This window comes from Streptomyces sp. NPDC005866, assembly GCF_040629895.1.
Taxonomy (GTDB): Bacteria; Actinomycetota; Actinomycetes; order Streptomycetales; family Streptomycetaceae; genus Streptomyces.
In genome coordinates this window covers 216,869-237,999 of record NZ_JBEXWP010000003.1, presented here as the reverse complement: position 1 = coordinate 237,999, position 21,131 = coordinate 216,869, and the positions used below count along the sequence as shown (strand labels likewise).

Genomic DNA, 21,131 nt, shown 5'->3' with positions numbered 1-21,131 from the left:
TCCTTGGCTGGTGCCGGTGCGAGTGCGGGCGCGTTGAAGGCCGGGGCCGGGGGTCTCGCTTACCGGCGCCGGCAGGGTGCCGCTGCGCCCACCCGTGCCGCCCCAGCGGCACGACTGCCCGGGCTAGGTGCGTCAAGTGCGTGACGTCGGCCGTCACAGTCTCGGCTCCACCCTTGCGATCCTTCGCAACACCCCCGGCGCCACCCGTGACAGCAACCGCATCCCCCGCGCCTCCGGTGTCACCGGCACCACCGCCCTGTTGCGCTCCACCGCCTCCAGAATCGCTGAAGCGACCTTCTCCGGCGGGTAGTTCCGCATCCCGTACAGGCGGGCCGATCGCTTCTGCCGCCGTCGTTGCTCGTCCTCGTCGACGCCTGTGAAGCGGGCCGTCGATGTGATGTTGGTGTTGATGAAGCCGGGGCAGATCGCGGTCACGCCGATGCGCCGGCCGGCGAGTTCGGCGCGCAGGCACTCGGACAGCATCAGGACCGCCGCCTTGGACGTGCTGTAGGCCGGCAATGCCCGCGACGGCTGGTATGCGGCCGCCGACGCGACGTTCACGATGTGGCCGCCCTGACCGCGTTCCGTCATCCGCGCGCCGAACAGGCGGCAGCCGTGGATCACGCCCCAGAGGTTGACGTCCAGGACCTTGCGCCAGTCCTCCGCGGTCGTCGTGAAAAAGGAGCCCGACAGGCCGATGCCCGCGTTGTTGACCAGCACGTCCAGGACGCCGTACTGGCGGTGGACCCTCTCCGCGAGCTTCTCCATCGCCTGCTCGTCGGAGACGTCGGCCGTCTCGGCCCACGCTTCCGCCGCTCCGATCAGCCGGGACAGCTCGGCAGTGCGGGCGGCGGCCTCCCCGTCCCGGTCCACGGCCACCACGCGTGCGCCCGCCTCCGCGAAGGCGAACGCCGTCGCCCGGCCGATGCCGCTGCCGGCGCCGGTGACCAGGACCAACTGGCCCCCGAACCGCTGGGCATGGCGGTCCCAACGCTTCGGCTCCGTGCTTCGGCCGTCCTCGACGGAGATCACGAACTCCTCGATCCAGGCAGCCACCTGGTCCGGCCGGGTGCGCGGGATCCAGTGTTTGTCGGGCAGGGTGCGGCGGGTCAGCCGGGGCGCCCAGTGCTCCAGGTCGTCGTACAGCCGCTGGGAGAGGAACGCGTCCCCCAGGGGCGTGATGAGCTGCACGGGCGCGTGCGCGTAGGCGTCCTCGCGTGGGCGGCGCAGCCGGGACCGTACGTTGTCGCGGTACAGCCAGGCACCGTGTGCCGCGTCGGAGGGCAGGGAGGCGGTCGGGTAGTCCCCCGCGGGGAGCTTCTCGGCCCGTTGGAGGATCCTCGGCCAGGCCTTGCCGAGCGGGCCGCGCCAGGCCAGTTCGGGGACGGCGGGGGTGTGCAGCAGGTACACGTACCAGGACTTGGCACCCTGGCCGAGGAGTTGGCCCACCCGGCGGGGCGTCGGGCGTTTCACGCGCGCGTTGATCCAGTGCCCGAAGTGGTCGAGGGACGGCCCGGACATCGAGGTGAAGGAGGCGATACGGCCCTCCGTGCGCCCCACGGTGACGAACTCCCAGGACTGCACCGAGCCCCAGTCGTGGCCGACGAGATGCACCGGGCGGCCCGGGCTGACCGCGTCCACGACCGCAAGGAAGTCGTCGGTCAGCTTGGCCAGCGTGAAGCCGCCGCGCAGCGGTTGCGGTGCGGTCGAGCGGCCGTGGCCCCGGACGTCGTACAGCACCACGTGGAAGCGCTCGGCCAGGCGGCTCGCGACCTCGGACCAGACCTCCTTGCTGTCCGGGTAGCCGTGGACGAGGACGACCGTCGGCTGTTGCTGGTCGCCCAGTTCCGCCACGCACAGTTCGATGCCGCCGGTGCGCACCCGGCGCTCGCGCGCGGCCTTCAGTGCCGTCACCTGTCCTCCGCCCAGCGCCGCACGTGCGGCAGATCGTCGTCAAGCCAGAAGGCGCTCTGCTCGGGGTCCCGGGAGTCGGTGACCGTGTCCGTAACTTGACACTGGTGAATGTGACAGTTGTTGGAGGTGACGTCAATGGGCGGGCCAAGGCCTGTGGATAACTGTGCGTAGCTCTCAAGCAGGGGATCCCCTAGGGCCCCGTAATACTCGAGAGTGACGCGAAGACGGCTCTCGGGTCTGACGACCGGGGTGGGCCGGGTCACTACCTTCGATGCTGTGACTGTGATCGCGACCGAAAGCCTGAGCAAGCGGTTCCCCCGGGTGACCGCACTCGACCGGCTGTCCGTGGACATCGGACCCGGTGTGACCGGACTCGTCGGAGCCAACGGCGCCGGCAAGTCCACCCTGATCAAGATCCTGCTGGGTCTGTCCCCCGCGACCGAGGGCCGAGCCGAGGTGCTCGGCCTCGACGTGGCGACCAAGGGTGCCGCCATCCGCGAGCGGGTGGGCTATATGCCGGAGCACGACTGCCTGCCGCCCGACGTCTCGGCCACCGAGTTCGTCGTGCACATGGCCCGCATGTCCGGCCTGCCGCCCACCGCCGCGCGTGAGCGTACCGCGGACACCCTGCGCCATGTCGGCCTCTACGAGGAGCGGTACCGCCCCATCGGCGGCTACTCGACCGGCATGAAGCAGCGTGTGAAGCTCGCCCAGGCGCTCGTGCACGACCCGCAGCTGGTCTTCCTGGACGAGCCGACCAACGGTCTCGACCCGGTCGGCCGCGACGAGATGCTCGGCCTGATCCGCCGTATCCACTCGGACTTCGGCATCTCGGTCCTGGTCACCTCGCACCTGCTCGGCGAACTGGAGCGCACCTGCGACCACGTGGTCGTCGTCGACGGCGGCAAGCTGCTGCGCTCCAGCTCCACCACCGACTTCACCCAGTCCACGACCACCCTGGCGATCGAGGTCACCGACAGCGACGAGCACCCCGACGGCACCCGCGCGGTGCGCGACGCGCTGGACGCGCGCGGGGTGGACACGAACCACGAAGGCGGCGGCCTCCCCGGCGCCGGCCACATCCTGCTGCTCACCGCCCAGGGCGAGGAGACATACGACCTGGTCCGCGACGTCGTCGCCGACCTCGGCCTCGGCCTGGTGCGCATGGAGCAGCGCAGACACCACATCTCCGAGGTCTTCACCAGCAGCGACGAGCAGCGGAAGGAGGCGGCCGTCCATGGCGGTTGAGCATCCCCTGGCCACTCCCACGGGTCACCAGTCCCGTATCCACGACATCGGCTACCGCGGCTACGACGGCCCGCGCCTCGGCCGCTCCTACGCCCGCCGCTCCCTGTACTCGCAGTCCCTGCGCGGCTCCTACGGCCTCGGCCGTTCGGCGAAGTCCAAGGTGCTGCCGATGCTGCTGTTCGCGGTGATGTGCCTGCCGGCGGCCATCATGGTGGCCGTCGCCGTCGCCACCAAGGCGCACGAACTCCCCGTGTCCTACACGCGGTACGCGATCATCATGCAGGCCGTCATCAGCCTGTACGTCGCCTCGCAGGCGCCCCAGGCCGTCTCCCGCGACCTGCGCTTCAAGACCATCCCGCTGTACTTCTCGCGGCCCATCGAGACCGCCGACTACGTCCAGGCCAAGTTCGCGGCCCTGGCCTCGGCGATGTTCATCCTCACCGGCGCCCCGCTGCTGGTGATGTACGTGGGCTCGCTGCTCGCCAAGATGGGCTTCGCCCACCAGACCGAGGAATTCGCCCAGGGACTGGTCGCCGTGGCCCTGCTCTCGCTCCTGTTCGCCGGAATCGGCCTGGTCATCGCGTCGGTCACGCCGCGCCGCGGTTTCGGTATCGCCGCCGTGATCGCCGTACTGACCATCTCCTACGGCGCCGTCTCCACCCTCCAGGCCATCGCGGACGCCCAGGGCAGCGGCAGCGCCGTCCCCTGGATCGGCCTGTTCTCCCCGACGACGCTGATCGACGGCGTGCAGTCCGCGTTCCTGGGTGGCAGCTCCGCCTTCCCGGGCGGGATCGGTCCCTCGCACGGCGAGGGCGCGGTGTACGTCCTGGTCGTCGTCGGCATGATCGCCGCGTGCTACGGCCTGCTGGTGCGCCGCTACAAGAAGGTGGGACTGTGACCACGCTCTCCATCGACCACGTCTCCCGCTGGTTCGGCAACGTGGTCGCCGTCAACGACGTCACCATGACCATCGGCCCCGGTGTCACCGGCCTCCTCGGCCCCAACGGCGCCGGAAAGTCCACCCTCATCAACATGATGGGCGGCTTCCTCGCCCCTTCCACCGGCACGGTCACCCTCGACGGGCAGCCGGTCTGGCGCAACGAGGCCATCTACCAGCACATCGGCATCGTCCCCGAGCGCGAGGCGATGTACGACTTCCTCACCGGCCGTGAATTCGTCGTCGCCAACGCCGAGTTGCACGGCCTCGGCGCCAAGGCCGCCCAGAAGGCCCTCGCCACGGTCGAGATGGAGTACGCGCAGGACCGCAAGATCTCCACGTACTCCAAGGGCATGCGCCAGCGTGTGAAGATGGCGTCCGCCCTGGTCCACGACCCCTCGCTGCTCCTCCTGGACGAGCCCTTCAACGGCATGGACCCGCGCCAGCGCATGCAGCTGATGGACCTGCTGCGGAAGATGGGCGACGACGGCCGCACGGTGCTGTTCTCCTCCCACATCCTCGAAGAGGTCGAACAACTCGCCTGGCACATCGAGGTCGTGGTCGCCGGACGGCACGCGGCCAGCGGCGACTTCCGCAAGATCCGCCGCCTGATGACCGACCGCCCGCACCGCTACCTGGTCCGCTCCAGCGACGACCGCGCCCTCGCGGCGGCTCTCATCGCCGACCCCTCCACCTCGGGCATCGAGGTCGATCTCACCGAGGGCGCGCTGCGCGTCCAGGCCGTCGACTTCGGCCGCTTCACCGCCCTGCTGCCGAGGGTCGCCCGCGACCACGGCATCCGGCTGCTCACGGTCTCGCCGTCCGACGAGTCCCTCGAATCCGTGTTCTCGTATCTGGTCGCGGCGTAGGAGGCCGAAGATGTACGACCCCACAGTCGCCAGGCTCACCTACCGAGCCCTGCTCGGCCGCCGCCGGGCCCTCATCCTGGGGGCACTGCCCCTGCTGCTCATCGCGATCTCCGTCGTCGTCCGCGGCCTCGCCGGCACCGACGACCAGACGGCCTCCGACCTGCTCGGCGGCATCGCGCTCGCCACCATGGTGCCCATCATCGGCGTCATCGCCGGCACGGGGGCGATCGGCCCGGAGATCGACGACGGCTCGGTGGTGTATCTGCTGTCCAAGCCGATCAAACGGCCGACGATCATCTTCACCAAGCTGATCGTGGCCATCGCCGTCACGATGGTGTTCTCGGCTCTGCCGACGCTGATCGCGGGATTCATCCTCAACGGCAACGGCCAGCAGATCGCCGTGGCCTACACGGTGGCCGCACTGGTCGCGTCGATCGCCTACGCGGCGCTTTTCCTGCTGCTGGGCACGGTGTCCCGGCACGCGGTGGTCTTCGGGCTCGTCTACGCCCTGGTCTGGGAGGCCCTCTTCGGCTCCCTCGTCCCGGGCGCACGCACGCTCAGCGTCCAGCAGTGGTCCCTGGCGGTCGCCCACAAGGTGACGGGCGGCGAACTGGTCACGTCCGACGTCTCACTGACGACGGCCACGGTGCTGCTGATCGCGGTCACCGTCCTGGCGACCTGGTATGCCGGCCAGAAGCTGCGCTCGCTGACGCTGGCGGGCGAGGAGTAAACGCCCGGCTTATTGACAAGGGCTTCACCTGGGGCCGGGCACACTGGGCAAACGGGGATGTACTGCGTAGGAGGCGCGGGATGGCTGAGGGTTTCGGAGACGGGGACTGGGACGGGGTTGCCCTGGACGAGGACTTCATACGGTCCGCGGGGACTTCTGAGCCGTCCGCGCGAGCGCGGATGCTCGCCGCCAAGTGGCGGGCGGAGTCGCCGGAACCTCAGCCATGGCGGTCGGACGAGCCGCCCGCCGGGTGGTTCTTCAGCAAGGTGCGGCGCAGGTGGTGGCGTCGGTAGGCGTCTTTTAATTCGGTGGCTTCCAACTCGGCGAACCGGCACAGTTGTCGTGTCAGCCCACGAACCGGGAGAGGAGCCGGACGATGTCCATGCACGACAGTACGTCCCGCTCCCTTCAGGGCAGCCCGCGGCAAACCGCGATGTAGCTGCCCGGGGCGGCCGCTTCGAGCACGCGATGTCGCTCTCGCGTGGGCCGCCCACCCGGAGGATTGGCCGAGTGGTAAGGCACCGGCTTGCGCTGTGTTCGGTTCGCAGCAAGTCGTGGTCGGGCCTGGAAAGCCCGCGCACGTTCGATCCGTGCATCCTCCGCAATGCCTTGAAGACGCCTCGACCGCAGCCGCAGCCGAACGCAGGGGCGCTCAGCCCAGCAGACGTTCCAGCACCACAGCGATCCCGTCCTCCTCGTTGGAAGACGTCACCTCGTCCGCCACGGCCTTCAACTCGTCATGCGCGTTGGCCATGGCCACCCCCCGAGCCGCCCAGGCGAACATCGGGATGTCGTTCGGCATGTCGCCGAAGGCGATCGTGTCGGCGGCCTTCAGCCCCAGACGCCGGGCCGCCAAGGACAGACCCGTCGCCTTCGAGAGCCCCAGCGGCAGCAGCTCCACGATGCCCGGGCCCGCCATGGCGACCGTGACGAAACCGCCGGCCGTTTGACGGGCCACCTCGGCCAGCTCGTCGTCGGAGAGCTCGGGATGCTGGATGTAGATCTTGTTCAGCGGCGCCGCCCACAGATCCGCCGCGTCCGTGAACGGCGTCGACGGGAGCTTCCCCGTCACCGCGTATCCCGGCCCCACCAGCACGTCCCCGTCGAGGCCGTCGCGGCTCGCGGCGAGGTACAGCGGGCCGACCTCCGCCTCGATCTTCGCCAGGGCGACCCCGGCCAGCTGGCGGTCCAGCGTCACGGACGTCAGCAGGCGGTGCGATCCGGCGTCGTACACCTGCGCCCCCTGGCCGCACACGGCGAGGCCGTGGTAGCCGAGGTCGTCGAGGATGTGCCGGGTCCAGGGGACGGCACGGCCGGTGACGACGATATGCGCGGCGCCCGCCGCGGTGGCCGCGGCGAGCGCGTCACGGGTGCGCTGCGAGATCGACTCGTCGGGGCCGAGCAGCGTTCCGTCGAGGTCGGTGGCGACCAGCCCGTAGGGGAAGCTCACCGGGACACCGGCTCCAGGACCTCCCGGCCGCCCAGGTACGGGCGCAGCACTTCGGGGACCCGGACCGAACCGTCGGCCAGCTGGTGGTTCTCCAGGATCGCCACGATCGTGCGCGGTACGGCGCACAGCGTGCCGTTGAGCGTGGCCAGCGGCTTGACCTGCTTGCCGTCACGGACCCGGATCGACAGCCGGCGGGACTGGAACTCGGTGCAGTCCGACGTCGAGGTCAGCTCGCGGTACTTGCCCTGCGTCGGGATCCACGCCTCGCAGTCGAACTTGCGGGCGGCGGACGCGCCGAGGTCACCGGTGGCGACGTCGATCACGCGGAACGGCAGCTCCAGCGAGGTCAGCCACTGCTTCTCCCAGGCCAGCAGACGCTGGTGCTCCGCCTCCGAGTCCTCGGGGGCGACGTAGGAGAACATCTCGACCTTGTCGAACTGGTGGACGCGGAAGATGCCCTTGGTGTCCTTGCCGTGCGACCCGGCCTCGCGGCGGAAGCAGGGCGAGAAGCCGGCATAGCGCAGCGGGAGCCGCTCGACGTCGATGATCTCGTCCATGTGGTACGCCGCGAGGGGCACCTCGGACGTGCCGACCAGGTAGAGGTCGTCCTTGTCGAGGTGGTAGACGTCCTGGGCCGCCTGGCCGAGGAAGCCGGTGCCCGCCATGGACTGGGGCCGGACCAGCGCCGGGGTCAGCATCGGCGTGAAGCCGGCTTCGCCGGCCTGCGCGATCGCCGCGTTGACGAGCGCCAGCTCCAGGAGGGCGCCGACACCGGTCAGGAAGTAGAAGCGGGAGCCGGAGACCTTGGCGCCGCGCTCCACGTCGATCGCACCGAGCAGCTGGCCGAGCTCCAGGTGGTCCTTGGGCTCGAAGCCCTCGGCACCGAAGTCGCGGATCGTGCCGTGCGTCTCCAGGGTGACGAAGTCCTCCTCGCCGCCCACGGGCACGTCGGGGTGGACGAGGTTGCCCAGCCTGAGCAGCAGCTCCTGGGTCTCGGCGTCGGCCGCGTCACGCTCGGCGTCGGCGGCCTTGACGTCGGCGGCGAGCTGGCCGGCCTTCTTCAGCAGCTCGGCCTTCTCGTCACCGGCGGCCTTGGGGATGAGCTTGCCGAGCTGCTTCTGCTCGGCACGGAGCTCGTCGAAGCGGACGCCGGAGGACCTGCGCCGCTCGTCGGCAGACAGGAGGGCGTCGACGAGCGCGACGTCCTCTCCACGGGCGCGCTGGGACGCGCGCACACGGTCGGGGTCCTCACGGAGCAGGCGAAGGTCAATCACGCAGCCAAGGCTACCGGTGCGGGGTAGCCCCCCACGAATCACTATTCACCGGTGTTCCGAATCGCGGCTTACGTTCCGTTATGTGGGAATTGCCGAGCGTGTTGATGAAAAGTGTCCTACTCCCCGGCACGGCGCATGCGAGCGGCTCCCGGTTGACTCGAATCCTTGAGGACGCCGGACCTTGGGGGTGCGGTTGTCCACAGGGATCCACGCCCTCACGAGAGTTATCCACAGGGTGTGTGGAAGAGGTGTGGACTTCGGAATTGATCACTCCGGAACCGGTGTGTGAAGAGAGGAATTCCCCGCCCAAACCAGGGCAACACCCACTTTCGAGTGGAAAGGCGTCGCTCCAAAAGATGAACCATGGGAAACGAGTGGACGAAGGGTGATGTGAGTGATCACTGGCCCACCTGTGGACTGTAGGTGATTTGTCGACAGGGTCGGGCGTCGCTGTCGACTTGTCCCCAGGTCGAGTTGCGGACCTGTGGATAACCCCTGTGGATAACGAAGATATGGCCGTATGGCCGCTTAGAAACGGCCGTCCTGGCAGCGCGCCACCCAGTCCGAGGCCGCCACGAACTCCTCGTCCGATGTGCCCGGCCGCGTCGGCTCTACGGTCCCGCCCGGCTTGGTGTCCGCGCGCGGGTACGAGCCGAGGAACCGCACCTGGCGGCCGATCCGCTTCAGCCCCATCAGGGCCTCCGCCACCCGGCGGTCGGAGATGTGCCCCTCGGCGTCGATGCAGAAGCAGTAGTTGCCGATGCCGGTGCCGGTGGGCCGGGACTGCAGCAGCATCAGGTTGATGCCCCGGGTGGCGAACTCGCCGAGCAGATCGCGCAGCCCGCCGGGGTGGTCGTCGTTCTGCCAGAGCACGACGGAGGTCTTGTCAGCGCCGGTCGGGGCCGCGGGCCGGGCCGGACGGCCGACCAGGACGAACCGGGTCTGCGCGTTCTCCGCGTCGTGGATCTCGGTCTCCAGGGCTTCCAGGCCGTACCGCTCGGCCGCGAACTCACCTGCGAACGCGGCGTCGTAGCGGCCCTCCTGGACCAGACGGGCGCCGTCCGCGTTCGAGGCGGCGGACTCCCAGACGGCGTTGGGGAGGTGGGCCCGCAGCCAGTTGCGGACCTGCGGCTGGGCGACCGGATGGGCGGTCACCGTCTTGATCTCGGAGAGCTTGGTGCCCGGGCGGACCAGCAGCGCGAAGGTGATCGAGAGCAGCACCTCGCGGTAGATCATCAGCGGCTCGCCCGCGACCAGCTCGTCGAGGGTGGTGGTGACCCCGCCCTCGACGGAGTTCTCGATCGGCACGAACGCGGCCTCGGCCTCGCCGCCGCGCACCGCGTCCAGTGCGGACTGCACGGAGACGTACGGGATCAGCTCCCGGGTGGCCGCCTCCGGAAGCGTGCGCAGGGCGACTTCGGTGAAGGTGCCTTCGGGACCGAGATACGCATAGCTCGCTGGCATGTCCCTCACCCTAATGGGCACAAGGGACCGAGGCTCACTTGTCCCATCGGATCCACTCGACCGGGTGGTTTGAAGCCCGGAAACGCACCAATAATGTTCAGAACCCGCGGTGGTATCGCGGCCTCACCCTTCCAGCAGCCGCTGCCCCACGTACTCCCCGTCGGCCGCCCCGCCCGGCACCGCGAACAGTCCGCTCGCCTCGTGCCGGATGAACTGCGAGAGCGCGTCCCCGCGGTCCAGCTTCCGCTGCACCGGCACGAACCCGCGCAGCGGATCCGCCTGCCAGCAGACGAAGAGCAGCCCCGCGTCCGGCGTACCGTCGGCGTCGATGCCGTCGTGGTACGAGAACGGGCGCCGCAGGATGGCCGCGCCCCCGTTCTGGTCGGGCCGGGTGATCCGGGCGTGAGCGTTGATCGGGACCACGTAGTCGCCGTCGGACTTGGTCTTCTCCAGGTCCATCGCCGTCGTCTCGGCGCCCCCGGACAGCGGCGCTCCGTTGGACTTCTTGCGCCCGATCACGTTCTCCTGGGCCGTGAGCGAGAGCTTCTCCCAGTCGTCGAGGAGCATGCGGATCCGGCGTACGACGGCGTAGGAGCCGTTCGCCATCCACGCGGGGTCGTTCGAACCGCTCGCCGGAACGAAGATCCGCTGGTCGAAGTCCGAGTCCGTCGGCTTCGGGTTGCGGGTGCCGTCCAGCTGGCCCATGAGGTTGCGGGCCGTCATGGGGTGGGCGGTGGCGCCCGGGGTGCGGTTGAAGCCGTTCATCTGCCAGCGGACCTTGGCCGCGCTGCCCGCGTCCTTCTGGATGGCGCGCAGCGCGTGGAAGGCGACCAGGGCGTCGTCGGCGCCGATCTGCACCCACAGGTCGCCGTTGCTGCGCGACTTGTCGAGCTGGTCGGAGGAGAAGTCGGGCAGTGGGTCCAGGGCGGACGGGCGCTGTTTCTCCAGGCCGGTGCGGGCGAAGAAGCTGTTGCCGAAGCCGAAGGTGATGGTCAGCGAAGAGGGACCGGCATCACGGGCCACATCCGTGTCGTCCTGCGTCATCGTCTCGCCCGCCATCAGCCGCTCGGCCGTCGTCGACCAGCGGCGCAGCAGCGCGGCGGCCTCCTTCCGTCCCGCGCCCGCCGCCAGGTCGAAGGCGATGAGATGGCCGCGCGCATGGAGGCCCTCGGTGATGCCGGGCTGATGTTTCCCGTGAAACATCGCCCGTGCGGAGCCCACCGAGCTGAGCGGGGCGGCATGTGTGGGCGCGGCCGCGTAGCCGACGCCCGCGCCGGCCGCGCCGAGGACAAGTCCGGTGGCCCCGGCGGTGCCGAGCAGCGCGCGCCGGCTGACGCCTTCGGCCGGGGGAGCGGACGGGCTCTCCTCGGTGACCGACGGACGGAGGGACTGGGACGGTTCAGCCATGGTGCGGTTCAGCCGATCTGCGCGTTCTTGGAGACGGTCACCTGGTCGATGTCGGAGGTCCGCACGGTCACGGCGATCTGCCAGTCGCCGGCCATGGGGATCTGTACTCCGTTGGCGGCCCAGTGGCCGGTGGTGACATGGTCGGGGGCGACGGGAAGCGGCCCGATCTTCTTGGCGGCCAGGGTGAAGGAGACCTTCACCTCGGGGATGTCGAAGGCCCGGCCGTTGGGACGCTGGACGTAGACGTGCATCTCGTTGCTGCCCACGGCCGCGGGGTCGAGGTCGACGCGGACGACGCCCTTGCCGTCCTTGCCGCTGGTGTCGAAGGACATGTCGAGGGTCAGTGCGCCCGAGGACGAGTTCGATGCCGAGGAGGAGGACGCAGCCGATGCGGTGGCCTGGGCGTCCTGCTCGGTGCGGCCCGGTTCGGTCTGGGTGAGCACGGTCGTGACGGCGAGCAGTGCGACGGCGACCCCGGCCTCGGCGAGCACCGAGCGGCGCAGACCGAAGCGGTTGGGGTCGGCGTCCCGGACGCGCTTCTGCCGGGCGGCGGCCACGGCGGCCCGCTGCCGGGCCAGTTGGGCGGCCCGCTGGGGGTCCCCGGGGTCGTCCTCGGCGGAGGCCTCCCCGGCGGACGCGTCCTTGCCGGACACCTTCCCGCCGGACGCGCCGGACGCGCCGGACGTGGCGGACGCGTCGGACGCGTCGGACGTGGCGGACGTGGCGGGCTTGATGGACGCGCCGGACTTGACTGGCGCCTCCTTAGCGGCGACGGACGCCTTGAGGGTCTCCTTCGCTTCCCCCGCCTCGGCCGCTTCCTCCGTCTCCGCCACCGCCGTGTCCGCGAGCCGTCCCGTCCACCGTCGGGAGATGGACGCGATGCCGACCAGCAGCGCCACCAGAGCGATCTTGACCAGTAGCAGCTGTCCGTAGGCCGTGTCGGTGAACGCCGACCAGGAGCCGAGCTGGCGCCAGGACTGGTAGATGCCGGTGGCGACCAGCGCCAGGACGCTTCCGAAGGCCACGCGGGAGAAACGGCGTACGGCGGTGGACCCGACGGGCGTGTCCGCGGGTGCCCGGTAGAGGGCGACCAGCAGGGCGGTCAGGCCGCCCAGCCAGGTGGCGACGGCGAGCAGGTGGATGACGTCGACCGGCATCGCGATGCCCGGCTGGAGTCCGGTGGAGGCGTGCTCGGCCATGGCCCAGCTCGCCGCGAGCCCGGCGGCGACGACGGTGCCGCCGATGGCGAGCCCGAAGGTCAGGTCCCGCTTCTCCTCGTCCTCTTCCCGCTTGCCGTAGGCCCCGAAGAGGACGGCGATGAACAGCGCGGCGGCCGCGAGCAGCAGCAGCCGGGAGACCAGGGCCGCGCCGGTCTTGGTCTGGAGGACCTGGCCGAGCAGGTCGAGGTCGACGATGTCGCCGAAGCTGCCGGAGGTGGTGTAGGAGCCGCGCAGGAGCAGCAGCCAGAGGGTGGCCGCGGTGAGCGTCAGCCAGCCGCCGACGACCAGCCGCTGCAGGGCCTGTACGCCGGAGCCGCGCTGCCAGCAGGCGAGGACGAAGGCGGCGCCGCCGACGAGCACGATGTACCCGGCGTACGACATGTAGCGCCCGAAGCCGTAGAGCCAGCCGATGACCCCACCGCCCGCGCCCTGGTCCCCGACCGAGGCGACGGTCTTGGAGGGCGCCCCGACGGAGAAGGTGTAGGCGCCGGCGACGGGGTGGCTGTCCGCCGAGACGACCTGCCAGGCGACGGTGTACGTGCCCTTGTCCAGCCCGCCTTTGAGCTGTACGCCATAGGTCGTCCCGGACAGGCTGTTCGGCTTGGCGAGATCGACGCGCTTGCCCTTGGGGTCGAGCACCCGGATCGAGTCGCTGTTCGTCGACACGTTCTCGGAGAACGTGAGTGAGACCTGGTCGGGCGCCTTCGGGACCACCACCCCCTGGGCAGGGTCGCTGCCGGTCAGCGCGGCGTGCGCGGAGGCCGGCCCGGCGCCGGCCAGCAGCGCGCCGGTGACGGCGAGGAACAGCAGCACCAGCGTGCGCAGGCGGGGGGTGATGGTCCGCGTCAAGGTCGGTCCCTCCCTCAGTGTCCGGTCGACGGGTTGTACGTGGCGGACTTCACCGGCATCTCGACGGTGAGCGGACCGGATTGGGCGAACGTGAGCTTCAGGGTGATCGTGTCGCCCTGTTTCGGGCGGCGCTTCAGCTTCTCGAACATCAGATGGTTGCCACCGCTTTTGAACACGAGTTGACCGTGTGCGGGCACCTCGAAGGAGTTGACGTCCTCCATCGCCCCGCCGTTGGTCTCGTGCATGGTGACCTCACCGGCGGAGTCGCTGGTCACGGACGTCAGCTCGTCCTTGGTGGCGCTCCTGTTGGTGATCGTCAGGAATCCGGCGGCCATGTCGGCGGAGACCGGCTGGGGCATGTAGGAGGCGCCGACGGACAGTTCGGCTCCCGAGGAGGCCGAGCCGCCGCAGCCCGCCAGGACCAGCGCGCCCGCGAGGGCTATGCCGGTCGTGGCCACGCCGGTCAGGGCGAGCCGCCGCCCGGTCAGGGCCGGAAGGGTCAGGGCCGGACGCCTCACGGATTCTCTCCCTTGACCAGCTTGGGGAGGTCCTTGGTGTAGTCGTCGACGGTGGTGTCCTCGCCGTAGAGGACGTAACCGCCGTCGGTCTTCGGTGAGAACGCGATGACCTGGGTGCCGTGCACCGAGACGGTCTTGCCGGTCTTCTTGTCCTTGTGGGTCGGCTCGATGGAGATGCCGAGGGTGCGGGCGCCGGCCTGGATGGTGGAGAAGTCGCCGGTCAGGCCGATGAACTCGGGGTCGATGCCCTTGAGCCACTTGCCGAGCTCGGCCGGGGTGTCGCGGGCGGGGTCGGTGGTGACGAACACGACCCGCAGCCTGGCCTGGTCGGCCTTGGGCAGCGCCTTCTTGGCGACCGCGAGGTTGTTCATGGTCAGCGGGCAGACGTCGGGGCAGTGTGTGTAGCCGAAGTAGATGAGCGTCGGCCTGCCCTTGGTCTCGGCGCGCAGGTCGTACTTCTCGCCGTGGGTGTCGGTGAGTACCAGATCCGGCTTCGTGAACGGCTGGTCGAGGATGGCCGCGGCCTTGTTCGAGGTGTCCCCGGCGATCACGGTGACGGGTGACTTGCCGTCGTCGCCGCTGCCGCAGGCGGAGAGGGTCAGGGTGGCGGCGGCGAGCAGCGCGGCCGCGGCGAAGGTCTTCTTGCGCATAGGAAAATGTCCCAGATGTGAGAGATCCGGCGCGCACCGGGGGCGTACGAGTGCTGTCGGAACCACGACAGCCTCGCACGGCCCCCTGTGCGCTACGGACGTGGAGCTCAGGCCTCGGAGCCGGTGGACCGGCGGCGGCCCGCGAGGACGCCGTAGGCGACCCCGGCCGCGCCGACGACGATGCCGACGACGCCGAGGACGCGGGCGGTGGTGTCACTGCCGCCGGAGGAGCCGGAGTTGTCGGAGGCGGTGGTCTCGGTCTTGGCCGCGGTCTCCTCGGCGGCGGTGGTCCCGTGCCCGTCGTGGGTGGTGGCGGACAGCGCGAGGGCCGGGGCGGGGTAATCGGGCTCCGCCTGGCCCTTCTGCTGGATCTCGATCCAGCGGACGACCTCCTTGTTGGAGTACGTCTGGATCGCCTTGAATACCAGTTCGTCGGTGTCCTCGGGCAGGGCGCCCACGGAGAGCGGGAACTTCTGGAAGTAGCCGGGCTCGATCCCCTTGTCCTCGGCGGTCCAGGTGACCTTGGTGACCGCCTCGTCGATCTTCTCGCCGTGCATCTCCACCGGCTTGGCCAGCTTGGACTTGCTGACCTCGACCTTCCAGCCGGCCATCGGCTGCGGCATCACGGAGGCCAGCGGGTGGTCGGTGGGGAAGTTGACCTCGAGCTTGGTGGTCGAGGCGTTGTCGCGCTCGTTGGGGACCTTGAAGTCGATGACCGCGTAACCGCCCTTGGCGGCGGTGCCCTCGGGCTGCACGCTGACGTGTGCGAACGCGGGCGAGGAGACGGCCAGGACAGCCGTGCCCGTGACGGCGGCGACGGCGGCGATACGAGAAACCTTCATGGCAGGGAGCACTCCACTCTGAGTGAGTTCTGTCGTTGAGGGGGCGCGCGGGCAGCGGCAAGCGCACGTGCGCGCGCCGCACGACGGCGGCCGGCCCCTCCGGATCCGGACAGATCCCGGGAAGTGCTCTGGTCGCGTCGCGTCAGGCGGCGAGAACGAGTACGGCGGTGGCCATGGGCGGCCCGCGCCGGATCACTGAGTGCTGGAGTGCGACGGTGTGCGGCGCGGGCGGTGCGTCCCAGGTACTGCGACGGCCGCGCTCGGGCGCCTCGGGTACGGTCACGAGCCCGGCGCACAGGGCGCACGCCAGCGCGAGCGCCCCGCGCACGGAACGGATGAGCGCCCCCTCGGCGACCCCGTGCGCCGACAGCTCGATGAGACGCAGCAACGCCAGGTCGCCCCGGCGCAGCAGCCATCCGGCCACGACGGCCGCGAGGACGTGTCCGAGCAGCATCGGCACGGAGGGCAGCAGCGAGCCGGAGGCCCCGGTGACGTCCGCCGCGTGGGCCGCCCCGCTGGTTCCGGCGGCCGAACCGGAGGTGCTGAGATGCGCGTCGGAGAGGATCTGGTACGCGTGGGCGGGGCTGATCTGCGCCGCCCCGGCCCCGCACACCAGCCGCGCGGCCCGCTCGACCAGCGAGGCGTCACTCGACACGGAAGTCATCGACGACATCGACGACATCGACGACATCGACGACATCGACGACATCGACATCGCCCCGGTGGACATCGAGCCGGCCGACATCGCCGCGCCCCCGTGCTGACCGAGCCCGAACAGCGTGTGCAGCACGGTCTGCACGACCGCGAGCAGTGCCACGATCCCCGGCAGGGTGCGGGCCCGCCCGGTGAGCGGGGCGACGAGTGCCAGGGTGCCCAGGAAGCCCGCGCCAAGCGTCCACAGCGGAACGGTCGCGCAGGCGGCCAGAGTGTGCCCCGCCGCGGCCAGTACGACGCAGAGCGCGGCGAACACCGCGGCCCGCAGGAGCCGCAGTCCGCTTCCGGTGCGCGCCGTGCGCGGGTGGGGGGCGTTCATGGCGCGCTCATCATCGCACTGGGCCCTCACCCGCCATACGGCAGGTCCACAAGATTGGGTTACAGGTGAAAGGAGGGAAAGAACCGAAAGATCGTCCCTGCTGTAAACCTGCCGCTCATACACCGAAACCTCCCGGGGCACATCCCCCGGATGGGCGTTCTCACATGAACGGAGTGCTTATACCCCCGCACGACTGGCAATAGGTATCGGTATGTCGAGCCGCGGCCAGGAGGCTGGAGCATGAGCATCTGGTGGTCACTCCATCTGAGGCGCGAGGCCGCGAGCGTCCCGCTCGCCCGGCGGCTGCTGATCGGCACGATGGAGACGGCGGGCGTCGACCCCGACATCTCCTACGACCTCTCCGTCGCCCTCAGTGAGGCCTGCGCGAACGCCGTGGAGCACGGCGGGGCGGGCCGCACCACGGAGGCGTACCGGGTCACCGCATACCTGGACGGTGAGAAGTGCCGTATCGAAGTGGCCGATTCCGGCCCGGGGTTCGGCCCGGGGTTCGCCCGCACCCAGGAGATCAGACCAGCCCGCCCCGACGCCGAGAACGGCAGAGGGCTCTGTCTGATCAGAGAACTCGCCGATCACGTCCACATCGGCAACAAGCCGGGGCGTGGCGGCACGGTGGTCAGCTTCGACAAGATCCTCAAGTGGACCAAAGATCCTTCCCTGCTTTCGGCATGACTCTCCCCCCTGCGTAACCTGCGCGCTAGGGTGCGCGCATGATTCTCGGAAAGATCAAAGAAAACGCAATCCTGCCCGGTGTGATATTGCGTCCCATTGCCGTGGGCGACGCGAAACCGCTGTCCGCCGCGTACGTCGGCAACCGAAAGCATCTGGAACCGTGGGAACCGGTCAGACCCGAGTCCTTCTTCACCGTCGAGGGCCAGGCCGAACGCATCGATGGCCTGCTGCGACAGGCCGCTGACGGGATCATGGTCCCCTGGGTCATGGAGTCGGCGGAGGACCGCCGGATCGTCGGCGCGATCACCCTTTCCGGAATTTCCCTGGGCCCTTTCTGCAGTTCGTACGTCGGCTATTGGGTGGCTGGTGACCAGCAGGGCCGCGGTCTGGCCAGCGCCGCTCTGGAGCGGGTCTGCGAGATCGCCCGGGATGTCCTGGGACTCCACCGGATCGAGGCGTCCACCCTGATCGACAACACGACGTCGCAACGCGTGCTGAAGAAATGCGGATTCGAGACGATCGGCGATGCGCCGCAGTATCTGCACATCAATGGAGAATGGCGGGACAGCCGGCTGTTCCAGCGGGTCCTGCACGACCGCGACCCAGCCCTGTGACAGCGTCTCACTACCTCTGTGACAGCGCCGCCCCACCCCTGTGACCAGCTTTCTTCCGCTGACTTCAGCTTCCTGGGCGTTCATGGCTCGCTGCCGGCCCATGCCCGTGACAAACGGCGTTCCTGTAAACCGCGGGCCCCTTGGCCTGCGCCACGTCCGGGCGGGCGCGGCGTCCTGGAGGCGGGTGGTACGGCGACCCGGGCGGGCACGGACGCCCTGACGGCCCTGGACGCCGACCTGCACGAGCGCGGCTGGAGCCCGCGGGGCAGCGCGGGGCCTGCTGGCCGGCCCCTGTTCCTGGACGCCCTTGCGACTAGGTGAGTCAGCCGTCGAGCACCTTGGCGAGCACCTCCAGGGCCTCCGGATAGACCCGCTCCCGGGGCGTCCCGTATCCGACGACGAGGCCCTGCGGCCGCCCCGCACCGCCGCCCGTGTGCCAGTGCTCCCCGAGGGCGCCCACCGCCAGCCCCTCGGCCTCGGCGCGGGCCAGCGTCTCCTTCTCGTCGGCCACGGCGACGAGCGCGTGCAGCCCGGCGGCGATCCCCCGCACGTCCCGCCCGGAGCCCAGCCGCCCCAGCAACTGGTCCCGGCGCCGCCGGTACCGCAACCGGCACGCGCGCACGTGCCGGTCGTATGCGTGGCTCTCGATCAGCTCGGCGAGCGCCAACTGCCCGATGGACTCGGTGTGGTGATCGCTGTGCAGCTTGGCGTCGGCGACGGCGTCGACGAGATGCGGCGGCAGCACCATCCACCCGAGCCGCAGCGCGGGCCCCAGCGTCTTGGAGGCGGTCCCCAGATAGACCACCTGCCCCGGCGCCATCCCCTGCAGCGCGCCCACGGGCTGCCGGTCGTACCGGAACTCCCCGTCGTAGTCGTCCTCGATGATCACCCCGCCACGCGCGCGTGCCCAGTCCACCACGGCCCGCCGCCGCTCCGGATGCAGGGTGACCCCGGTCGGATACTGGTGGGCAGGGGTGAGGACGACGGCCCCCGCATCCCCCAACTCCGTCGCGCGTGCCCCTCGTTCGTCCACCCGCACCGGCACCACGATCCCCCCGTTCTTCCGGACCACCTCCCGGTGGAACGGCATCCCGGGATCCTCCATGGCCACGGCGGCGGCCCTGCCCAGCACCCGCGTGAGCAGCGCGAGCCCCTGCACATACCCCGAGGTGACCACGATCCGCTCCGGCGGCGCCACCACCCCACGAGCCTGCCCCAGATACCCCGACAGCGCGGTCCGCAACTCGATCCGCCCGCGCGGATCGCCGTAGTCGTACGCCAGGGAGGGCGCGGTGGCGATGGCCCGCCGCAGGGCCCGCAACCAGGCGGCGGCCGGAAACGCGCCGGAGTCCGGCCCGCCGGGCCGCAGGTCGAAAAGAGGCGCACGCGCACGTGCGGCGGCCTGCGGAGCGCCGGAGTCGGAGGAGGGCAGCGAGGCGACCCGCGTCCCGGAACCCTGACGAGCGGTCAGATATCCCTCGGCGACCAGTTGGTCGTAGGCGGCCTTTGCGGTCCCCCGGGAGATCCCCAGCTCGGCAGCGAGCCGCCGGGTGGCAGGCAACCGGGCCCCGGGCAGCAGCCGCCCGTCGCGCACGGCGTCCCGAACGACTCGTTCGAGCCCAACCCGCCGCCCGTCGCCGGAGTCGGCCTCCAGATGCAGTTCGAGCCCAGCCCAAAAGTCGTCCACTCATAACCCCCGTCGACTGAGCGCCCCTTCAGGCGCGCGGGACTGTATCCGTGTGCGGCCACCACCGCGTGGGAGCCACCAGCCACCGACCACCCGCGGAACGCGACGATGGCCGGGCACCCACCCAGGTACCCGGCCATTCATCCCATACGTCAGCCCTTGAGCGAAGCCATCCACGCCTCGACCTCGTCCGACCGCCGAGGCAGCCCGGCCGAGAGGTTCCGGTTCCCGTCGGCCGTCACCAGGATGTCGTCCTCGATCCGCACCCCGATCCCCCGGTACCCCTCCGGAACGGTCAGATCGTCTGCCTGGAAGTACAGCCCCGGCTCGACGGTCAGCACCATCCCCGGCTCAAGGACGCTGTCCACATACGTCTCGGTCCGCGCGGCAGCGCAGTCGTGGACGTCGAGCCCGAGCATGTGCCCCGTCCCGTGCAGCGTCCACCGGCGCTGCAGCCCGAGCTCCAGCACCCGCTCCACCGGCCCCTCCACGAGCCCCCACTCGACGAGCCGCTCGGCCAGCACCCGCTGCGCGGCATCGTGGAAGTCGCGGTACTTGGCGCCCGGCTTCACCGCCGCGATGCCGGCCTCCTGGGCGTCGTACACCGCGTCGTAGATCTTCTTCTGCAGCTCGCTGTACGTGCCGTTGATCGGCAGCGTGCGCGTGACGTCGGCGGTGTAGAGGCTGTGCGTCTCGACGCCGGCGTCCAGGAGGAGCAGGTCGCCCGAGCGCACCGGACCGTCGTTGCGGACCCAGTGGAGTGTGCAGGCGTGCGGGCCGGCCGCGCAGATGGAGCCGTAGCCGATGTCGTTGCCCTCCACACGCGCGCGGAGGAAGAAGGTGCCCTCGATGTAGCGCTCGGACGTGGCCTCGGCCCTGTCGAGGACCTTCACCACGTCCTCGAAGCCGCGGACCGTGGAGTCGACGGCCTTCTGCAGCTCGCCGATCTCCCACTCGTCCTTGACCAGCCGCGCCTCGGAGAGGAAGACGCGCAGTTCCTCGTCGCGCTCGGCGGTGACCTTGTCGGTCAGCGCGGCCTCGATGCCGGTGTCGTACCCGCGGACGACCCGCACCGGGCCGGTGGCCTCGCGGAACTGGTCGGCGAGTTCGCGGACGTCGGCGGCGGGGATGCCGTAGAGCGCCTCGGACTCGGTCAGGGAGTGGCGTCGGCCCACCCACAGCTCGCCCTGCCCGGAGAGCCAGAACTCGCCGTTCTCACGGTCGGAGCGGGGCAGCAGGTAGATGGTGGCCACATGGCCGTCGTCCTTCGGCTCCAGGACGAGTACGCCGTCCTCGGTCTGGTCACCGGTGAGATAGACGTACTCGACCGACGACCGGAACGGGTAGTCCGTGTCGTTCGATCGGGTCTTCAGGTTGCCGGCGGGGATCACCAGGCGGTCGCCGGGGAAGCGGGCGGACAGTTCGGCGCGGCGGCGGGCGGTGTGCTCGGCCTGCTCGACGGGCTTCAGGTCGCGCAGCTCCGTGTCGGCCCAGCCGGACTTCATGTTCTCGGCCAGCTCGTCGGACACGCCCGGGTACAGGCCGTTCTTGCGCTGCTTGATCGGCTCTTCCGGCTCGGTTTCCGGGCCTGCTGCGTCAGCAGCAACATCAGGTACCGCCGGTGTGAGCTCGTCGGCCACGGTCATCCTCCTCGACACTGCACTGGATCCCGTCCATCGTACGGTCGTACCGAACGGCGACCCAGGGCCGGACGACTCTTGACCGGCTGACCTGC

General features: G+C 70.1%; 19 protein-coding genes, 1 tRNA gene and 2 pseudogenes. 9 read left to right on the top strand and 13 right to left on the bottom strand.

Annotated elements, in window-relative coordinates; translation table 11 throughout:
• Window positions 1-153: 153 nt before the first annotated feature.
• Both ABZ396_RS05875 and ABZ396_RS05870 read right to left on the bottom strand, forming a co-directional pair.
• Complete coding sequence (locus ABZ396_RS05875) at window positions 154-1,914, bottom strand: SDR family oxidoreductase (protein ID WP_358915006.1); 1,761 nt, start codon at window positions 1,912-1,914, stop codon at window positions 154-156.
• Window positions 1,911-1,997 (bottom strand): annotated as a pseudogene (locus ABZ396_RS05870) (Xaa-Pro aminopeptidase); the annotation flags it as partial. The pseudogene ABZ396_RS05870 and the gene ABZ396_RS05875, both read right to left, overlap by 4 nt.
• Window positions 1,998-2,196: 199 nt before the next feature.
• Between ABZ396_RS05870 and ABZ396_RS05865 the strand changes: the two are divergent.
• From ABZ396_RS05865 to ABZ396_RS05840, 6 genes are all read left to right on the top strand, one after another.
• Window positions 2,197-3,162, top strand: coding sequence for an ABC transporter ATP-binding protein (locus tag ABZ396_RS05865; protein ID WP_358915004.1), 966 nt, complete (start codon window positions 2,197-2,199; stop codon window positions 3,160-3,162).
• Window positions 3,152-4,060 (top strand): ABC transporter permease subunit, encoded by a 909-nt coding sequence (locus ABZ396_RS05860; RefSeq protein WP_358915002.1) that lies wholly within the window; start codon window positions 3,152-3,154, stop codon window positions 4,058-4,060. The genes ABZ396_RS05865 and ABZ396_RS05860 overlap by 11 nt, the downstream gene beginning before the upstream one ends.
• Window positions 4,057-4,968: an ABC transporter ATP-binding protein gene (locus ABZ396_RS05855; RefSeq protein WP_358915000.1), complete on the top strand. Its 912-nt coding sequence runs from the start codon at window positions 4,057-4,059 to the stop codon at window positions 4,966-4,968. Before ABZ396_RS05860 ends, ABZ396_RS05855 begins: the two co-directional genes overlap by 4 nt.
• A 10-nt stretch (window positions 4,969-4,978) precedes the next feature.
• Complete coding sequence (locus ABZ396_RS05850) at window positions 4,979-5,698, top strand: ABC transporter permease (protein WP_358914998.1); 720 nt, start codon at window positions 4,979-4,981, stop codon at window positions 5,696-5,698.
• Between the two features lie 80 nt (window positions 5,699-5,778).
• On the top strand, window positions 5,779-5,991 hold the full coding sequence (locus ABZ396_RS05845; RefSeq protein WP_358914996.1) for a hypothetical protein: 213 nt from the start codon (window positions 5,779-5,781) through the stop codon (window positions 5,989-5,991).
• A 203-nt stretch (window positions 5,992-6,194) separates the two neighbouring features.
• Window positions 6,195-6,300: transfer RNA gene (locus ABZ396_RS05840), tRNA-OTHER, on the top strand.
• A gap of 50 nt (window positions 6,301-6,350) precedes the next feature.
• On the opposite strand, the gene ABZ396_RS05835 is transcribed toward ABZ396_RS05840, so the two are convergent.
• From ABZ396_RS05835 to ABZ396_RS05795, 9 genes are all read right to left on the bottom strand, one after another.
• Window positions 6,351-7,148 carry an HAD family hydrolase gene (locus tag ABZ396_RS05835; RefSeq protein ID WP_358914994.1) on the bottom strand — a complete coding sequence of 266 codons (798 nt, stop codon included), beginning with the start codon at window positions 7,146-7,148 and terminating at the stop codon, window positions 6,351-6,353.
• Window positions 7,145-8,422: a serine--tRNA ligase gene (serS, locus tag ABZ396_RS05830; protein WP_358914992.1), complete on the bottom strand. Its 1,278-nt coding sequence runs from the start codon at window positions 8,420-8,422 to the stop codon at window positions 7,145-7,147. Before serS ends, ABZ396_RS05835 begins: the two co-directional genes overlap by 4 nt.
• A gap of 528 nt (window positions 8,423-8,950) precedes the next feature.
• Window positions 8,951-9,886 (bottom strand): prephenate dehydratase, encoded by a 936-nt coding sequence (pheA, locus tag ABZ396_RS05825; protein ID WP_358914990.1) that lies wholly within the window; start codon window positions 9,884-9,886, stop codon window positions 8,951-8,953.
• Window positions 9,887-10,009: 123 nt separating this feature from the next.
• Window positions 10,010-11,293: an iron uptake transporter deferrochelatase/peroxidase subunit gene (efeB, locus tag ABZ396_RS05820; RefSeq protein WP_358914988.1), complete on the bottom strand. Its 1,284-nt coding sequence runs from the start codon at window positions 11,291-11,293 to the stop codon at window positions 10,010-10,012.
• Window positions 11,294-11,301: 8 nt separating this feature from the next.
• On the bottom strand, window positions 11,302-13,362 hold the full coding sequence (locus ABZ396_RS05815; RefSeq protein ID WP_358914986.1) for a copper resistance protein CopC: 2,061 nt from the start codon (window positions 13,360-13,362) through the stop codon (window positions 11,302-11,304).
• Between the two features lie 14 nt (window positions 13,363-13,376).
• Window positions 13,377-13,829: a copper chaperone PCu(A)C gene (locus ABZ396_RS05810; protein ID WP_358915202.1), complete on the bottom strand. Its 453-nt coding sequence runs from the start codon at window positions 13,827-13,829 to the stop codon at window positions 13,377-13,379.
• A 47-nt stretch (window positions 13,830-13,876) separates the two neighbouring features.
• Window positions 13,877-14,530: an SCO family protein gene (locus tag ABZ396_RS05805; RefSeq protein WP_358914984.1), complete on the bottom strand. Its 654-nt coding sequence runs from the start codon at window positions 14,528-14,530 to the stop codon at window positions 13,877-13,879.
• A 107-nt stretch (window positions 14,531-14,637) separates the two neighbouring features.
• The gene (locus tag ABZ396_RS05800) at window positions 14,638-15,372 is read right to left on the bottom strand and encodes a YcnI family protein (protein WP_358914982.1); all 735 of its coding nucleotides are present in this window, start codon (window positions 15,370-15,372) and stop codon (window positions 14,638-14,640) included.
• A gap of 142 nt (window positions 15,373-15,514) precedes the next feature.
• On the bottom strand, window positions 15,515-16,405 hold the full coding sequence (locus ABZ396_RS05795; RefSeq protein WP_358914980.1) for a hypothetical protein: 891 nt from the start codon (window positions 16,403-16,405) through the stop codon (window positions 15,515-15,517).
• 240 nt (window positions 16,406-16,645) lie between these two features.
• Here ABZ396_RS05795 and ABZ396_RS05790 point away from each other — a divergent pair, with 240 nt between their 5' ends.
• The 3 genes and pseudogenes from ABZ396_RS05790 to ABZ396_RS05780 form a co-directional block, all read left to right on the top strand.
• Window positions 16,646-17,095: an ATP-binding protein gene (locus tag ABZ396_RS05790; protein ID WP_358914979.1), complete on the top strand. Its 450-nt coding sequence runs from the start codon at window positions 16,646-16,648 to the stop codon at window positions 17,093-17,095.
• Between the two features lie 38 nt (window positions 17,096-17,133).
• Window positions 17,134-17,709 carry a GNAT family protein gene (locus ABZ396_RS05785; protein ID WP_358914977.1) on the top strand — a complete coding sequence of 192 codons (576 nt, stop codon included), beginning with the start codon at window positions 17,134-17,136 and terminating at the stop codon, window positions 17,707-17,709.
• 133 nt (window positions 17,710-17,842) lie between these two features.
• Window positions 17,843-18,030, top strand: a pseudogene (locus ABZ396_RS05780) (2-(5'-triphosphoribosyl)-3'-dephospho CoA synthase); the annotation flags it as partial.
• Between the two features lies 1 nt (window position 18,031).
• Here the strand turns inward: ABZ396_RS05780 and ABZ396_RS05775 are convergent.
• Both ABZ396_RS05775 and ABZ396_RS05770 read right to left on the bottom strand, forming a co-directional pair.
• Entirely contained in the window at window positions 18,032-19,396 is a 1,365-nt protein-coding gene (locus ABZ396_RS05775) for a PLP-dependent aminotransferase family protein (RefSeq protein WP_358914975.1), read from the bottom strand.
• A 152-nt stretch (window positions 19,397-19,548) separates the two neighbouring features.
• Window positions 19,549-21,036, bottom strand: coding sequence for an aminopeptidase P family protein (locus ABZ396_RS05770; protein WP_358914973.1), 1,488 nt, complete (start codon window positions 21,034-21,036; stop codon window positions 19,549-19,551).
• Window positions 21,037-21,131 lie beyond the last annotated feature (95 nt).

Coding starts and splice junctions, on each gene's coding strand:
- ABZ396_RS05860 (WP_358915002.1), top strand. CDS start 3,152: ATGGCGGTTGAGCATCCCCTGGCCACTCCCACGGGTCACCAGTCCCGT.
- ABZ396_RS05850 (WP_358914998.1), top strand. CDS start 4,979: ATGTACGACCCCACAGTCGCCAGGCTCACCTACCGAGCCCTGCTCGGC.
- ABZ396_RS05845 (WP_358914996.1), top strand. CDS start 5,779: ATGGCTGAGGGTTTCGGAGACGGGGACTGGGACGGGGTTGCCCTGGAC.
- pheA (WP_358914990.1), bottom strand. CDS start 9,886: ATGCCAGCGAGCTATGCGTATCTCGGTCCCGAAGGCACCTTCACCGAA.
- efeB (WP_358914988.1), bottom strand. CDS start 11,293: ATGGCTGAACCGTCCCAGTCCCTCCGTCCGTCGGTCACCGAGGAGAGC.
- ABZ396_RS05805 (WP_358914984.1), bottom strand. CDS start 14,530: ATGCGCAAGAAGACCTTCGCCGCGGCCGCGCTGCTCGCCGCCGCCACC.
- ABZ396_RS05800 (WP_358914982.1), bottom strand. CDS start 15,372: ATGAAGGTTTCTCGTATCGCCGCCGTCGCCGCCGTCACGGGCACGGCT.
- ABZ396_RS05795 (WP_358914980.1), bottom strand. CDS start 16,405: ATGAACGCCCCCCACCCGCGCACGGCGCGCACCGGAAGCGGACTGCGG.
- ABZ396_RS05790 (WP_358914979.1), top strand. CDS start 16,646: ATGAGCATCTGGTGGTCACTCCATCTGAGGCGCGAGGCCGCGAGCGTC.
- ABZ396_RS05785 (WP_358914977.1), top strand. CDS start 17,134: ATGATTCTCGGAAAGATCAAAGAAAACGCAATCCTGCCCGGTGTGATA.